At 66.9% G+C, this 15928-nt stretch carries 15 protein-coding genes; 2 read left to right on the forward strand and 13 right to left on the reverse strand.

Annotated features, from left to right (window positions below):
• The 10 genes from B551_RS24630 to purB form a co-directional block, all read right to left on the reverse strand.
• Positions 1-846, reverse strand: an 846-nt coding sequence (locus B551_RS24630; RefSeq protein WP_023265226.1) for a response regulator, incomplete at its 3' end; no start/stop codon positions are given.
• Positions 843-2027, reverse strand: a complete 1185-nt coding sequence (locus tag B551_RS24635; protein WP_006577204.1) for a hybrid sensor histidine kinase/response regulator — start codon at positions 2025-2027, stop codon at positions 843-845. The genes B551_RS24635 and B551_RS24630, both read right to left, overlap by 4 nt.
• Before the next feature lie 5 nt (positions 2028-2032).
• Positions 2033-3364: a sensor histidine kinase gene (locus B551_RS24640; RefSeq protein WP_006577203.1), complete on the reverse strand. Its 1332-nt coding sequence runs from the start codon at positions 3362-3364 to the stop codon at positions 2033-2035.
• Positions 3365-3384: 20 nt separating this feature from the next.
• Positions 3385-4776 carry a cyclopropane-fatty-acyl-phospholipid synthase family protein gene (locus tag B551_RS24645; RefSeq protein ID WP_006577202.1) on the reverse strand — a complete coding sequence of 464 codons (1392 nt, stop codon included), beginning with the start codon at positions 4774-4776 and terminating at the stop codon, positions 3385-3387.
• A 501-nt stretch (positions 4777-5277) separates the two neighbouring features.
• Positions 5278-5868 carry a YceI family protein gene (locus B551_RS24650; protein ID WP_006577201.1) on the reverse strand — a complete coding sequence of 197 codons (591 nt, stop codon included), beginning with the start codon at positions 5866-5868 and terminating at the stop codon, positions 5278-5280.
• 94 nt (positions 5869-5962) lie between these two features.
• Positions 5963-6535 carry a YceI family protein gene (locus tag B551_RS24655; RefSeq protein WP_043442802.1) on the reverse strand — a complete coding sequence of 191 codons (573 nt, stop codon included), beginning with the start codon at positions 6533-6535 and terminating at the stop codon, positions 5963-5965.
• Positions 6536-6633: 98 nt separating this feature from the next.
• Positions 6634-7182, reverse strand: a complete 549-nt coding sequence (locus B551_RS24660; RefSeq protein WP_006577199.1) for a cytochrome b — start codon at positions 7180-7182, stop codon at positions 6634-6636.
• Between the two features lie 172 nt (positions 7183-7354).
• Positions 7355-7756, reverse strand: coding sequence for a type II toxin-antitoxin system VapC family toxin (locus tag B551_RS24665; protein WP_006577198.1), 402 nt, complete (start codon positions 7754-7756; stop codon positions 7355-7357).
• Positions 7756-7998, reverse strand: coding sequence for an antitoxin (locus tag B551_RS24670; protein ID WP_023265229.1), 243 nt, complete (start codon positions 7996-7998; stop codon positions 7756-7758). The genes B551_RS24665 and B551_RS24670 overlap by 1 nt, the downstream gene beginning before the upstream one ends.
• Before the next feature lie 270 nt (positions 7999-8268).
• Positions 8269-9660 carry an adenylosuccinate lyase gene (purB, locus tag B551_RS24675; RefSeq protein ID WP_006577196.1) on the reverse strand — a complete coding sequence of 464 codons (1392 nt, stop codon included), beginning with the start codon at positions 9658-9660 and terminating at the stop codon, positions 8269-8271.
• A 418-nt stretch (positions 9661-10078) separates the two neighbouring features.
• On the opposite strand from purB, the gene B551_RS24680 reads away from it, so the two are divergent.
• Positions 10079-10693: a glutathione S-transferase family protein gene (locus B551_RS24680; protein ID WP_006577195.1), complete on the forward strand. Its 615-nt coding sequence runs from the start codon at positions 10079-10081 to the stop codon at positions 10691-10693.
• Positions 10694-10712: 19 nt separating this feature from the next.
• Here B551_RS24680 and B551_RS24685 read toward each other — a convergent pair whose 3' ends face one another.
• The 3 genes from B551_RS24685 to B551_RS24695 form a co-directional block, all read right to left on the reverse strand.
• Positions 10713-12680 (reverse strand): hypothetical protein, encoded by a 1968-nt coding sequence (locus B551_RS24685; RefSeq protein ID WP_006577194.1) that lies wholly within the window; start codon positions 12678-12680, stop codon positions 10713-10715.
• A gap of 260 nt (positions 12681-12940) precedes the next feature.
• The gene (gene mnmA, locus B551_RS24690; protein ID WP_006577193.1) at positions 12941-14089 is read right to left on the reverse strand and encodes a tRNA 2-thiouridine(34) synthase MnmA; all 1149 of its coding nucleotides are present in this window, start codon (positions 14087-14089) and stop codon (positions 12941-12943) included.
• Positions 14086-14589, reverse strand: a complete 504-nt coding sequence (locus B551_RS24695; protein WP_006577192.1) for an NUDIX hydrolase — start codon at positions 14587-14589, stop codon at positions 14086-14088. The genes mnmA and B551_RS24695 overlap by 4 nt, the downstream gene beginning before the upstream one ends.
• Positions 14590-14843: 254 nt before the next feature.
• Here B551_RS24695 and B551_RS24700 point away from each other — a divergent pair.
• Positions 14844-15928, forward strand: a 1085-nt coding sequence (locus tag B551_RS24700) for a Re/Si-specific NAD(P)(+) transhydrogenase subunit alpha (RefSeq protein WP_023265231.1), incomplete at its 3' end; no start/stop codon positions are given.

The raw sequence follows: 15928 nt of genomic DNA on the forward strand, positions 1-15928 counted from the left end.
GCGGCGTGCTGCTCGACCCGCCGTGCCGACCGGTGCGCCGAGGAATTCGGACAGCACCGGCAACGACAGCCACACCAGGGCGTCGCCGTCGCGGCGCACCGCCTCGCCCAGCTGCTGCGCGATCACCGCCAGCGCATCGGCGCCCGCGGCGGCGTCATGCGCGGCGCGCAGCTGTGCCAGGCGGCTCGCCACCGCATGACCGAACGCGCCGCTGCGCTGGCTTTCGGCGCCCACCAAGTCGGCGTAGTCCATCCGCGCCCAGTCCGGCTCGGGACCCTTGGCCCCGGCCAGCACGGCGGCCGCCAGATAGGTCTCGACCGGCTGGAAGCGTTCGGGACCGATCAGGCTGGCGCACAGCGCGCGAACCATGCCGATGCGCGCCGCCAGCGTCTGGCGCTGGATCACGCTGAGCTTCTCGCGCACCAGCTGGTCGCGCTCGCGGCGCAGCCCGGCGATTTCCAGCGCCTGCTTGAGCTCCATGCGCAGCGCGGTGATGTCCCACGGCTTCTTGATATAGCGGTGGATCTGCCCTTCGTTGACCGCCTGCACGGTCGACTCGAGCTCGGAATACGCGGTGGTCAGGATGCGGACGATATGCGGATAGTGCTCGCGCGCATGGCGCAGCAGCTCGTTGCCGTATTCGCCGGGCATGCGCTGGTCCGAGACCAGCACGGCCAGCGTGTCGCCATGGGCTTCGAGCAGCGCCTTGCCCTCCTCGACCGAACCGCCGGTGACCACGGGCGCCAGCCCGCCGATCGCCCTCTGGAAATACTTGACCGCGGTGGCCTCGTCGTCGACGAACAGAATCGCGGGAGGCGATGCCTGGTTGTCGTTCGGTTCGTTCATTGACCGCTCCTATTGCTGTGCATTCGAGTCTTCGTATGGGGGAATTCCAGCGTCACGGTGGTGCCGGCGCCCGGAATCGACTCGATCCGGATGCCGCCGCCGAACGACTGCATGACGCGGTTGCAGAAAATCATGCCGAGGCCATTTCCGCCGGCGGCGGCATGCGTGGTGACCGGATCGACCAGCAGGCGTTCCATCACGTCCGGTGGAATGCCCGGGCCGTTGTCGCTGATGCGGATCACGGGGTCGGGCTGCGCCACCACACGGAAGCGCAGCGACGGCCTGGGAACATCGGTCAGCGCCCGCAAGCCGTTGTTGAGCAGCGACGACAGCACCAGCGACACGCAGTTCGGCAGCGTATGGACGATGAAATCGCCGTGCAGCTCGACCTCGATCCAGTTGCGCTGCGGGCCAGCGAACGGATAGCTGTCGAGCAGCGCCATGATCAGGCTGCCGGCGGTGATGTCGCGATCGTTCTCGCTGGTCAGCGGCCGTTCGCCATTGCCGCGTACCGACTGCAGGAACGACGAGATCACCGCCAGGCAGTACTGCGCATTGCTGTGCATCACCGCGGCCGCCTGGCCGATCTCGGCCTGGCGCTGCGGATCGTATTCGGCGCTGCTGCGGCTTTCAACACCGCGGGCAAAATTCGCGATAGCCGCGAGCGGGGTGTTAAGTTCGTGCGCCAGGAAGGCCAGCGTCTCGTCGATCGCGGTCAGCCGCTGGTGGCGCGACTGCCGTTCGCGATAGCGCTCGCGCGCCAGCGCCAGCACGTCGCGCACCGCCTGCAGGCCGAGCGGCTTCTCGAGGATGCGAAACACCTCGCCGCTGTTGACCGTCTGCAGCAGCATGTCCTTGTCGGCGTAGGCCGTCACCAGGATCCGCACGATCTGCGGATACTCGGCGGCGACCTGCCGCAGCAGATCGGCACCGTTGCGCCCGGGCATGCGGAAGTCGGTGACCAGCACCGCGGTGCGGCCGCTGTCGTTGCGCAGCATCTCGATGGCCTGGTCGGCGCCCTGGGCGAGCAGCACCTCGTACTCCGCGCCTGCGGCGCGCGCGAAGTACTTGCAGGCCATCTCCTCGTCGTCGACGTAGAGCACGGTCAGCCGCGGCTGGCGCAGATCGGATCGCAGCTCGGGCCGCGGATCCGTCCGCTGTTCTGTCCGCTGTTCTGTCATCGCGCTCATTCCGCCCGCGGCAGATCGAAGCTGAACGCGGCCCACTGGCCCAGCTCGCTTTCGGCGAACAGCACGCCGCCATGCCGCTCGATCACCGCATAGCTGATCGACAGCCCCAGTCCCAGGCCCTGTCCGACTTCGCGCGTCGTGAAGAACGGCTCGAACACGCGCGCCAGATTCTCGCTGGGGATGCCCGGGCCGTTGTCGCGCACGTTGACATGCAGCCGGCCGTCCCTCCAGACGACGGTGGTATGGATTGCCGGTGCCGGCGTGCCGGCCTTGCGCATCGCCAGCGCCGCGTTCGAGAACAGGTTGATCAGCACGCCGATGATGGCCGCCTCGTCGCCAAACACCAGCGTGTCGGGCGGCAGATCGCGCGACATCCGCACGCCGCGCAGTTCGTGCGCGGTCAGCCGGCTGGCCGAGTCCAGCGCCTTCTCGAACAGGAACGGCCGGCCCTCGACCTCGGCGCCCGGCTGCCGATAGGCAAAGATCTTCAGGTCCGAGACGATATGCTGGATCCGCTGCATCCCCTGCCGGGCATCGATCAGGCATTCCTGCAGCGAGGCGCTCTCCTTGGCCTCGGGCTCTTCCAGCGCGATCTCGATCGCCATCAGGCAGAAGTTGACCGGGTTGTTCACCTCGTGCAGCAGCCCCGCGGCCAGCGTACCGACCGCGGCCATTTTTTCCTGCTGCAGCAGCTGGCCCTTGATCTGGGCCAGGTTCTCGTTGATGCGCGCCAGCTCGTCGTTCTTGTGGGCCAGTTCTTCCTTCAGCCGGAACAGCTGGAAGCGGCCCTTCTCGTTGAAGTAGGTGTAGACCGCGCTGGCCGCGCCGGCGAACAGCACGAACAACGAGTTGACGATGAAGGTGCCGATCGGATGCAGGCCGTCGGGATGCAGCAGGCAGGCGACCAGGTAGCACAGGTACGAGAGCCCGCCGAACACGACGTTCTGCCACAAGCCGAACGGCAGCGCGATGCCTGACGCGAAGATCGCCAGGTTCAGCCCCACGTAGTACGGCGAGGCGACGCCGTCGGTCTCCCAGATCATCCACGCGATCATCAGCTGCGGCAGCAACAGCCACGACAGCGTCAGCCACGGCGCCAGCCTGCGCCCGTGCCGGCTGTACAGCACCACGACGATGCCGGCGATCAGCATCGACACGACGATGCGGGCGACCGCGAACGGTACCTGCCATTCCGGGTACTGGCCGTAGTCCAGACCCATGCCGAGCAGCACCAGCACGATGGCGGTGTAGGCCCCGCCGCGGCTGAACGCCAGGCGAAAGTCGGCCAGTTCGGCCTGGTATCCGGCGTAGAGTCGGTTGACAGTCATGGCAGATCGGCGGCGCCGCCTCAGGAGATGGTGGCTTCAGCGAACACGTTGACGCCCGTGGCATCGACATAGACCTGGTGGTCGGTCGACTGCTCGGGCAGCAGGCTCAGCATCTTTGCTTCGTCGCGATAGATCAGGTACCACTCGAGCAGGTGTTCCATGCCGTATCGCTCGGGATTGCTCGAATGGACGTTGGTGACCAGGACCCGCCCGCCGGGACGGGTGCGCGCCGCGAAATGGTTCAGCAGGCGGGCGCAGACCTTGTCGGACAGATAGTCGAACAGGCCGGCGCAATAGACCGCATCGAACTCGCGCACCGAGGGATCCTCGACCGCGATACGGCGCTTGAGCAGCTCGTGCACCGACTCGTGCACCATCTCGACCTGCACGCTGCGGCCCGCCTCGCGTGCCGCCCGCTGGATCGAGCCGCGCGTGAATTCGAGCGTCTCCTCGCTGAAGTCGACCAGCTGGAACGACAGCCGGTCGGGCTCGGCGTATTCGCGCGCAAAGCGCTGGATTTCGAAGGCCGGACCGCAGCCGACGTTGAGCACGCGGAACGGTCGGCCCGCGGCGCGGGCGCTGTCCGCCTGCCGGCCGAGGAACTCGACCAGCAGATCGATGCGGTTGCGGTGCGCGGTGGCGACCGCCGCCTTCAGGAAGGCGGTATTGACGATCTGGAAGTAGGTGGTCGGCCCCTGCTGCGGATCGCTGAGGATCTGGTTCACCATTTCGTAGTCGCCGGCGTAGCCGAGCGGCTTGGTGAAGGTGCGATAGACGAACGGCGCGCGCAGCAGCAACGGGTGCAGCGCCGATTGCGCATAGGTGCGATGGACCGGCGCCAGCTCGACGTCGACGCGCTCGGCCTCCTCTTCGAGCCGGTCCAGGTACGCCTTGACCTTGACCATCAGCGGCGTGGCCAGCTCCTGGAACACGTCCTCGCGCAGGCGGCCGTCGACCTTGGGCAGGCTTTCGGTCAGGTCGACCTGCTCGACCCAGCGCGACACCTCGGACAGGAAGGCGCGCATCTCGTTGACGGCGATCTGGTAATCGCGGCGGATGTTGAAGCGCGTGTCCCAGTCCGTGACGAACAGCTCGGCCTCGCGTCCCACCGAGCGCGGCTCGTTGGGCAGGTCGCTCAGCTCGCGCCATTCGTCGATCAGCGTCAGCGAGACCACCGCCGTGAGACCGGTATTGACCAGGCTCATCACCACCGCTTTGCCAAGATAGGCGTTCTTGGCCCCGATCCTCACGCTCAGGTCGCTCAATACCTCGCTGACCTGAACGATCGAATACGGGTTATAGACTTCCATCACCAGAGACTTTCTCTGGAGATTGATGATCGTGCCCCGCACCTGCTCGCCCTGCGAGTTGCGGAAGCTGACCACCGGATCAATTTGCGTTTGGGAGTACACGGTTTTGCGCCAGGGAAAATCCGAAGAATGCGGCTGGCTCATGCCGACACGGGGGTCGGGACGGTCCGGCGCGGCATGGGCGAAGGAACTCGCGAACGGCTCGGCGAAGGCGATGCACGGAAACTAGGGGTTGGGCATACGCTTGCGATCCTGATCGGGAAGTGAGCGGCGAAGGGGCAAAGCTGCGGAAACGCCTGCGGGCCAACGACAGGCCGATGCGGGCCAGCAGCCTGACCGGAAGCCGGCCGGCAACGGCCTCGGCGCGGTCGGGCAACGCCTGCCCCGGTCCCGCTCCCCGGGCCGCCAGGTGCGAATCAGCGACCGATTGTACTGTGGGCCCCTGCGGTGGACAACGACCCTCATCCCAACGAGGGGGAGCGGCCGCACATGCCCCCCACCGCGGGAGGGGTTGCCACCAATGAAAAAGGGCCGGATCAACCGGCCCTCGAATGGCAATGCGCAGGCAATGCGGATGCGCCCCAGGCAGGGGCCGCGGCGGCGTCAGTCGGCGCGCACGCCCTCGACCTGGATCGCCAGCTTGACCTCGGGCTTGAAGCCCATCTTGACGCCGTAGTCGATGCCGAAGTCGGTACGGTTGAAGGTGGCATAGGCATCGGCGCCGCAGGCCTCGCGCTTGAGCATCGGATGCTGGATGCACTTGAACTCGCGGATCTCCAGCTTGACCGGCTTGGACACCCCGCGCAGCGTCAGCACGCCATCGACCTCGGTCGGCACGTCGCCGGCGAACTTCGAGAACTTGCCCTTGTAGGTGGCCTCGGGATAGGCCTGCACGTCGAACATATCCGGGCTCTTGGCGTGCTCGTTCATCTTGCCGTTGCCGAAGTCGATCGATGCGGCATCGATCTTGATGTCCAGCGTGCCGGTCTTGGCGGCACGATCGAGCGTGACGACGCCGCTGGACTTTTCGAACTTGCCGCGCCACTTCGACAGACCGCCCAGGTGATCGGCCTCGAAGCTCGGATACGTATGGGTCGGATCGAGGTTGTAGGTCACGGCGGCAGCCGAGGCGAGGCCAGCGAAGGCGGTGGCGGAAGCGGCGGCAACGATGGCGGCGGCGGTACGCAGTTTCATGGGTTCTCCGGTCAGCGGTCGGGTTGGATACGTTTCGATCGGTCGATCCGATCGTTTGGGGTCGTTGGGTTGGGTTCGAACGTTGCGATTCGGTTCAGGACTTGGCGGCCGTCACGAGACGGAACTTGATCTGGACTTCGTCGGCGACCACCGAGGTGTCCTTCCACTCGCCCTCGCCGATATTGAAGACGCTGCGCTTGATCGGCAGCACGCCCTCGAAGACCTGGTTGGCGCCTTCCTGGCGATAGGTCGCGGGCACCACCACGTCCACGGTCTTGCCCTTGATCGTCAGCTTGCCGGCGACATCGAACTTGCCCGCCGCGGCCGGCCTGATGCCGGTCGATTCGAACACGGCCTTGGGAAAGCGCGCGGCATCGAACCAGTCCTTGCCCTTGACCTCCTTGGTCGTGGTGGCGTCGCCGATCTCGAAGCTCGCCACGTCGATCTCGACCTTGGCGCTGGAGCTGGCCAGCCTGGCGGGATCGAAGTCCACCGCGGCGGCAAAGCGCTTGAACTTGCCTTCCATCGGCACGCCGATCTGGCGCGCCACCGCGGTCACCGAACTCTTGCCGGCGTCGAGCTGCGCGGCGGCGAGATTGGCGGCAAAGCCGGCGCAGGCCAGCGACGCGGCCAGCAGCAAGGCACCGGGGCGGGGAATACGTTTCATCGAGGGCTCCTCGGTTTCATTCGGTCAATGCTAAACAGCGGGAATCGGGTGGCGATCCTGGGGGCGATTCTGCGCAGGATTCTGGCGCTCGGGCGGGCTCAGCGCAGGAACGGCAGCATCCGGCCGAGCGTGCCGTCGCGGTCCAGCCAATGGTGCTTCAGCGCCGCGGCGGCATGCAGCACGACGATCGCTGCCATCAGGTAGTTCAGCCAGATGTGGGCGTACTTCAGCGTTTCCTTCAGCGCGTCATTCGGCTCGATCAGCTGCGGCAGCGGCCATACGCCCAGATAAACGACCGGCACGCCGGCGGACAGGCTGTACAGGTAGCCGGTCACCGGCACCACCAGGATCAGCAGATAGAGCAGCCCGTGGGCGGCCTTCGCGGCGGCTGCCTGCCAGGCCGGCATGCCGGCTACCGGCTCCGGCGCCGCATGGGTCAGGCGCCACAGCACACGCATCACCGCCAGCGCGAACACCGTCACGCCCAGCCACTTGTGCCACGAGTACAGCTTCAGCTTGGTCGGCGTGAAGCCCGGGATGTCGGTCATGTAAAGGCCGAGCCCGAAGGCGGCGAAGATCAGCAGCGCGACGATCCAGTGCAGGCCGATCGCGGTCGCGCCATAGCGCGCGGGAGTATTGGAACGCATTGAGGAAATCCGGCTTCAGTCTTTATTCTTTCGGCAAACGCTATTGATTCTCGCATTATTGCGCCCGAAAAGTGACGTCGGAAAGGCGGAACTTCATCAAGTCGTTCAAAGCGTTTGAAGGGGCCTGCCCGCGCGACGGCCTGGGCTCGGCACATCGGGACGCCCGATGGCCTCAAGTCAGCCAGTTTTCGTAGCGCAAACCCGGCACGCGGGAAAACTCGGACACGTTGTCCGTCACGAGTACAGCGTCAATCGCCAGGGCATGCGCGGCGATCAGCATATCGTTGGCGCCGATCGGTTTCCCATGGCGCTCCAGCTCGGTGCGCAGCCGGCCATAGTGCCGATCGGCATCGCCATCGAGCGGCAACACGCGAAGCGTGCTCAAGGCATGTTCCACCCGGCGTGCCAACTCGGCGGAACCCTTCTTCGCAACGCCGAAGCGCAGTTCGGCCGCGACGACAATGGACGTGCACAGCGCCCCGGCGTCCGTCATTCCGATCCGCGCGGCACAGGCGCCACGGGTATTCCGAAGGGCCGCCGACACGATATTCGTGTCAAGCAGATACAACGCCATCAAAGATCCACCGGCTCGGGAGGCCGGTCATCGATGTCCGGCCACGTCTCGTCGAGCGGCTCCCACTGCGCGAGAAGCGCCCGGAACGACGTCGCAGGAATCGGTTCGATGATCAGCTTGTCGCCTTCTTTACGCATGATCGCCTCCTCTCCGGGTAACTCGAATTCGCGCGGTATCCGCACTGCCTGATTGCGGCCATTGCGGAAAAGCCGCACATGCCTGCCTTCCGTTGTCGTCGTCATGGTACACCCCTTGGCATATGTCAAAGCATATGCCAACTGTAGTGGGTGCGCCAGTCTTCCAGTCATCTGGAAATGGTATCGATTCGGCCCCTTTATGAAATAGGAGGCGGGCACATCGTGCCGCCTCCTACCTCGCCGAATTGACCGGCCAGGCCAACCGGACAAGGCGCCCAGGAAGCAAAAAGCCGCCCCATGGGGCGGCTCGGTGACAAAGGGACGAGAGAGGCGAAGGGACGAGAGAGGCGCGATCCGGTACCGCGCCTTGCTTCCCTACTTCAACCGCTCGGCCAGTTCCACCGCGCGGCCGATATAGCTGCCCGGCGTCATCTCGAGCAGCCGAGCCTTGGCCTCGTCGGGGATCGCCAGGCCCTCGATGAAGGTGCGCAGCGCCTCGCGGGAGATGCCCTTGCCGCGGGTCAGTTCCTTCAGTTGTTCGTACGGATTGGCGATGCCGTGGCGGCGCATCACGGTCTGCACCGGCTCGGCCAGCACTTCCCAGCAGTTGTCCAGGTCCTCGGCCAGCCGCTCCGGGTTGGTCTCGAGCTTGCCCAGGCCGCGCAGGCAGGCCTCGTAGGCCAGCAGGCTGTAGCCGAAGGCGACGCCGATATTGCGCAGCACCGTCGAGTCGGTCAGGTCGCGCTGCCAGCGCGAAACGGGCAGCTTCTCCGACAGGTGGCGCAGCAGCGCGTTGGCCAGGCCCAGGTTGCCCTCGGAGTTCTCGAAGTCGATCGGATTGACCTTGTGCGGCATCGTCGACGAGCCGATCTCGCCGGCCTTGGTCTTCTGCTTGAAGTAGCCCAGCGAGATATAGCCCCAGACATCGCGGTCCAGGTCCAGCAGGATGGTGTTGGCACGGGCCACCGCGTCGAACAGCTCGGCCATGTAGTCGTGCGGCTCGATCTGGATCGTGTAGGGGTTGAAGGCCAGGCCCAGCCGGTTCTCGATGACATCGCGCGAGAACGCTTCCCAGTCGAACTCCGGATAGGCCGACAGGTGGGCGTTGTAGTTGCCGACCGCGCCGTTCATCTTGCCGAGCAGCTCGACCCGCTCGATCCGTTCGATCGCACGCGAGAGGCGCGCGGCGACGTTGGCCATTTCCTTGCCCAGCGTGGTCGGGCTGGCCGGCTGGCCGTGCGTGCGCGACAGCATCGGCTCGCGCGCGTTGGCATGCGCCAGTTCGACCAGCCGCGCATGCACGCGCCACAGCGTCGGCACCAGCACGCTGTCGCGCGCGCCCTTGAGCATCATGCCGTGCGAGGTGTTGTTGATGTCTTCGGAGGTGCAGGCGAAGTGGATGAATTCGCTGGCGGCCACCAGCTCGGCGTTGTCCTGCACGCGCTCCTTCATCCAGTACTCGACCGCCTTGACGTCGTGATTGGTGACCGCCTCGATCTCCTTGATCCGCGCCGCGTCGGCTTCGCAGAAGTGCTCGACCAGCGCCAGCAGCGCGGCTTCCGACTGCGCCGAGAACTTCGGCATGTCGGGCAGGCCGGTACGGGCCAGCGCAATCAGCCAATGGACTTCGACCTTGACGCGATGGCGCATGAAGGCGGCCTCGGACAGCCATTCGCGCAGCGGGTCGGCCTTGGCGGCATAGCGGCCATCGATCGGGGACAGGGCGGTGAGCGGCGAGAGCGCGGCGGGGGAGGCGGTAGCGGACATGCTGGCAGACGGCGGGAGGGAATGAAGAGGAAAACCTGGAACGGTCGGCGGGCGCGCTGCGCTGGCACAGCCTATGTACTCAGACGCATACAAAGCCGGGAACGATCCTGCGCAATCCGGCGCGAACCGGTGCACCGGCCTGGCAGCCGGCGCTGGAAAGCCGCGATTTTACCACCGCCCTCCCCGCTGCGCCGCGCGATCGTCGCCAGTGTTGCGGGCAGCCCCGCGGGGCGCCCGTTCGGCGCCGGCGCCGTGCCGGAACGGCCTCCCGGGCGGTTATACTCGCCACGCCGAGCCAGCGGCCTGTTACGAAGTGCATCAAGGCAGACCGGACCCGCGCGCCACCGCCGGCGCACGAGGCCAGCCGCTCCCGCTGCGGAGCGCCCGATGCACTTCATAACGAGCTCAAGGGGAGAACATGAAGCTGTACGCATCGCAGACCAGCCCTTACGCGCGCAAGGTGCGCGTGGTGATGGCCGAGAAGAAGATCGACTATCAGATGGTGGAAGTCGACGTGTGGTCGCCGGACACGGCGATCGGTCAATTCAATCCCCTCGGCAAGGTGCCCTGCCTGGTGATGGAGGACGGCGGCGCGGTGTTCGATTCGCGCGTGATCGTCGAGTACGTCGATACGCTGACGCCCGTCAGCCGCATGATTCCGCAAGGCAGCCGCGAGCGGCTCGAGGTGCGCTGCTGGGAAGCGCTGGCCGACGGCCTGCTCGACGCGGCGCTGCTGGCGCGGCTGGAACATACGCAACGCGAGCCGGCCGAGCGCAGCGAGCGCTGGGTGCGCCGCCAGCTCGGCAAGATCGACAGTGCGCTGGTGGCAATGGCCAACGGCCTGGCCGATCGCACCTGGTGCGCCGGCAACCATTATTCGCTGGCCGACGTCGCGGTCGGCTGCGCGCTGTCCTATCTGGACTTCCGCTTCCCGGACATTGCCTGGCGCGAGCGCCATCCCAACCTGGTCGCTTTCCACGACAAGATCAGCAAGCGCCAGTCGTTCATCGATACGGAACCGCCACGCGGTTGAGCCGGTGCCCGCCCGAGGCTCAGTCGAAACGCCTGTCCTCGGGCGGCGCTGCCCAGCGGATCGCATCGAAGCGCTTCCAGACGTCTCGCAGCGCCGCATGCCGCGTCGGCTGCGCGCGCAACTCGCACAGGGCGAGCAGCGGCAAACCCTGATACTGGCCGGGCAATGCCGCGGTGGCGGCAATCAGTTGTTCCAGTAGCGGTCTGGCGGCAAGTTGCACGCCCTTCCGATCGCCGCTCCATTTGCGCAGGTCGAACATCGCCAGCCGGCACAGGACCTGCGCCTGCAGCGTCGATGGCAGCGTCCGGGTCTGCTGCAGCAGCCACGCGCGTTCATCGATCTTCCTGAACTTGACCGCCAACGCATCCAGGACCTGGGCGCGCAGCGTTGGCTCGACTCGGGACAGCGCCGCGGCGATGATGTCCCGCCAGATGCGACCCCACTCCGGAGGCGGTTCCCGCATTTCGACCATCATCGAACGCCATGCCTTGGCGAGCCCGGCATCGAGCCACCCGGCGTGACGCCGCGCGTTGGTCGTGTGCGCCAGCATGGCGCCTGCCAGCGGTCCCCAGACCACGAGGTCGCTGTCGCACCGATATGCCGTTGCCCTCGCGCTGTCCTGGGCGGCCAGTTGTACGTCCTCCGGCAGACCGGCGTAGCGCTCCAGGATGACGGCTTCATCCCGGGTGGTTTTCAGGATGGCCTTGACGAACGCCCTGAACTCGGAAACCGCCGCCAGTGGCTCGGCCGGGGAAGGGCCACCCCCCTCGACATACCGAAGCACTGCCGCCACCGCTTCCCGGTCCGCCGGCAAGAGCCCATCGGCGGTGGCACGGACGCGGTCCGCCGTCCCAGGCGGCGCCCATTCGTTCGCTACCCAGGCCATGGCCTTGATCACAACGGCCCGGTCCTCGACGGACAGCGCCTGCGTGGAATCCAGCACGGCATTCCACACCGTCGGCCATGTCGCGCTCTGGAATCCCGGTCCCAAGGTGGTGTTGGTACGGTCGCGCTCGAGCGTCTTGACGAGCTCGAGCAACAGCGCCGTTTGCGCCGACAGCGGACGTCGCCTGGCATCGACCAGTTCGCCATTGGCTTGCAGCAGTTGCAGGTGGCGATCGGCAAGCGCCGGCATGCCGCTACGCCAACGCACGCGCTCCAGCAGCGTCAGCAGCAGATCCACGCGCTGCTCGAGCGGCAGGGTCCGGCCGGCGTCGATCCACAGCGCCAGCCCCTGTTCGGACAGCGGCCGCGCGCAGAGGCGCAGATAGGCGCACAGCGACGGTCCGCGCTGGCTCGCCGGCAGCTCCATGACCGCGACGATCAGGTCATCGGGCGAGACGCCGTACTCCTCCCAGACGGCGCCTGCGGAATCGGCTTCGGTGCGGGTCCGGTAGCCCGCAGCAGCCAGCAGTCGCTGAAGCGGGCCGGCACGAACCGATGCCGGCAGATCGAGCACCGCCCTGGCGATATCGTGCTGCCGCCGGCTCGCCAGATAGGGCAGCTGAAAGACACGCCGCACCAGCGTGGCCAGGATCTCGGCCCTCCGCGCTGTCGGAACGACGTGCTGTCCCGGGGCCAGGCATTGCCGTTTGTCGCGATGCTGGTCGGTCAAGGCGTGCGTCCCGGAAGTGCATTCGCGCAATATCGGCGCGATCGTGGACGGCGTCGCCGCTCGCCGCGCGTGGTGCAGCAGTTTGTCGGCATGCAGCGCGTTGCGTAGCGCTTGCAGCATCGATTTCGACGCGCGGGCCAGGTTGGCGCAGGTTCGCGGTGGCAGCATGCCGGCCACCTGTTGCCACACATGGCAAGGAACCAGGTCGATGGTGGCCTTGCTGGCGGACGACGCCGGCTGTCCCGGTGGCGGCGCGATGGCAAGCGCACCGGTGCTGGCGGGATGGGAGGAAGAAAAGGCGGTCGGCTCGGCGACAAACAGGAAGGACGGCGCGGAAGGCGCACGGCCAGTAACAGGCGGATTCAGGGGCATGGCAGGCAAGCATGGGCAAGGCCGCTTGGCGCCTTGCCGCGTGGAACTCGGGAAGTCGGGAACCCGGATGCGGGGCACTATCGCGCGCCATCGGTCGCGCCATCGGGCGCGCCATCGAGTGGCACCATCGGGGGCACCATCGCCGGCGCCGCACGAATGCGAATGGTGCGCCAACTCCCTGCCCCCCGCTTTGCCGTAATTCCGCCCGCTTTCGCTTCTACCGCCTGCTTTTGCCGATCGTGCCGCTGGCCACGCGGCCCTTACTGGATGATGCCTCCGCCAAGACACACCTCGCCGTCGTACAGCACCGCCGACTGGCCCGGCGTGACCGCCCACTGCGCCTCGTCGAAGCGCAGCTGAAGATCGTCGCCGTCGATCGCGCCGACCACGCACGGCGCGTCGCTCTGCCGATAGCGCGTCTTGGCGCTGAGCGCGGTACCCGCGCGCGGCGCTTCGCCGGCGACCCACGACAGGTCGGCAGCCCGCAGCGTCGGCGACAGCAGCCACGGATGGTCGTGGCCCTGCACCACGTACAGCGTGTTCGACGCCATGTCCTTGCGCGCGACGTACCACGCGTCGCCGCTGCCGTCGCGGCTGCCGCCGAGACCGATGCCCTTGCGCTGGCCCAGCGTGTAGAACGCCAGGCCGATATGCTCGCCGACGACCTTGCCGTCGGCCGTCTTCATTGGCCCCGGCCTGGTCGGCAGATAGCGATTTAGAAAATCGCGGAATGGACGTTCGCCAATAAAGCAGATGCCGGTGGAATCCTTTTTCTTCGCGTTCGGCAGGCCGATTTCGGCGGCGATCTCGCGCACCTGCGTCTTCGGGATCTCGCCCAGCGGAAACAGCGTGCGCGACAGCTGCGCCTGATTGAGCCGATGCAGGAAGTAGCTCTGGTCCTTGGTGTGGTCCAGCGCCTTCAGCAGTTCGAAACGGCCATGCCCGCCCTGCCGGACGCGCGCATAGTGGCCGGTGGCGATGCGCTCGGCGCCGAGCGACATCGCATGGTCGAGGAAGGCCTTGAACTTGATCTCGGCATTGCACAGCACGTCCGGGTTCGGCGTGCGGCCGGCCGAATATTCCCGCAGGAAATCGGCGAACACGCGGTCCTTGTACTCGGCGGCGAAGTTGACCGCCTCGACGTCGACGCCGATCAGGTCGGCCACCGAGACCACGTCGAGCCAATCCTGGCGCGTCGAGCAGTATTCGCTGTCGTCGTCGTCCTCCCAGTTCTTCATGAACAGGCCGACCACCTCGTAGCCCTGCTGCTTCAGCAGCCAGGCCGTGACCGACGAGTCCACCCCGCCCGACATGCCGACCACGACGCGCTCGCCGCGGCCGATGGCGGGGTTCAGTTCGGGACGGGTCGAGACCGCGGCAAGCGATCCGGCGTTGCTGGCTGCGCTCATGGATGGGCTCCCGGCATCAGCGTCGACGGATGCGTGTACAGCGCATCGAGAGCGAAGCGCTTGCCCGCCAGATAGTCCTCGACGCAGGCCAGCACCAGCGGCGAGCGATGGCGTTCGGGACAGGCGCGGATCTCGTCGGCGCTGAGCCAGACGGTGCGGACGATGCCGGTGTCGAGCGGGCGGCCGCTGTCGAGCGGACCCAGATCGCCGGTGAAGGCGAAGCGCACATAGGTGATGTCGCCCTCGGGATGCTGGGTGGTCGGCGAGGTCACCGAACGGGCCAGATAGCAGCCGAGCAGCGCGCGCGGCTCGAAGCTGTGCGCCGTTTCCTCCAGCGTTTCGCGGATCACCGCGCGCACCAGGCTCTCGCCCGGGTCCAGGTGGCCGGCCGGCTGATTCAGCTTCAGGCCGTCGCGGGTTTCTTCTTCGACCAGCAGGAAGCGGCCACCGCGTTCGATCACGGCCGCCACGGTGACGCTGGTTTTCCAGTCTTGGGACATGATGCACAAGTTTTAGGCAATCCGGCATTTTACCGGCAGGAGCGCGCCGCTGCAGCGAGGCCGCCCGCGCCAGGCCCGGGCGGGGGACCGCACGTCGATCTCGCCCACATCGCCCCCGCATCGCCCCCATTGCCGTCAGATTCCTGTAAGCTGCGAAAAAATTGTGCGCTGCGCTGGACGGCGGCGCCGACAAACGAGCCCGGATGCCTGCCCGGCCGTAGCCCGGAGCGGCACCGCAACAGGAGAAGCTGACGATGCAGATCGGTATCCCGCTGGAGACACGGGCCGGCGAAGCGCGTGTCGCCGCCACCCCCGAGACCGTCAAGAAGTACGTCGCCCAAGGCCATCAGGTGCTCGTGCAGAGCGGTGCCGGTGTACGCGCCAGCTGTCCCGACGCCGCCTACGAGGCCGCCGGCGCCAGCATCGTCGATGCCGCCCGCGCGTTCGGCGCCGAGCTCGTGTTGAAGGTACGCGCTCCCGATCCGCAGGAACTGACGCAGATTCGCCCCGGCGCCGCGCTGGTCGGCATGCTCGATCCGTTCGACGCCGACAACAACGCGCGCATGGCGGCCGCCGGCATCGTCGCCTTCGCGCTCGAAGCCGCGCCGCGCACCACGCGCGCGCAAAGCATGGACGTACTGTCCTCGCAGGCCAATATCGCCGGCTACAAGGCCGTGCTGGTCGGCGCCAACCACTACCAACGCTTCATGCCGATGCTGATGACCGCCGCCGGTACGGTCAAGGCGGCACGCGTGCTGATTCTCGGCGCTGGCGTCGCCGGCCTGCAGGCGATCGCGACGGCCAAGCGGCTGGGCGCGGTGATCGAGGCCTCCGACGTGCGGCCCGCGGTCAAGGAACAGATCGAATCGCTGGGCGCGAAATTCCTCGACGTGCCGTTCGAAACCGACGAGGAGCGCGAGATCGCGCAGGGCGTCGGCGGCTATGCGCGGCCGATGCCGGCAAGCTGGATGCAGCGCCAGGCCGCGCTGGTGCACGAGCGGGCGAAGCAGGCCGATATCGTCATCACGACGGCGCTGATCCCGGGCCGGCGTGCGCCGGTGCTGCTGAAGGAAGAGACCGTGCAGGCGATGAAGCCCGGCTCGGTGGTGGTCGACCTGGCCGCCGCGCAAGGCGGCAACTGCCCGCTGACCGTGGCGGACGAGGTGGTCGAGCGCCATGGCGTGACGCTGGTCGGCTACACCAATCTGGCCAGCATGGTCGCGGCCGACGCCTCCGCGCTGTACGCGCGCAACGTGCTCGACTTCCTCAAGCTGATCGTCGACAAGGACGGCAAGCTGACAATCAACGCGGAAGACGATATCGTCGCGGCCTGCCTGAT

It is taken from the genome of Cupriavidus sp. HPC(L) (assembly GCF_000307735.3).
Classification (GTDB): Bacteria; Pseudomonadota; Gammaproteobacteria; order Burkholderiales; family Burkholderiaceae; genus Cupriavidus.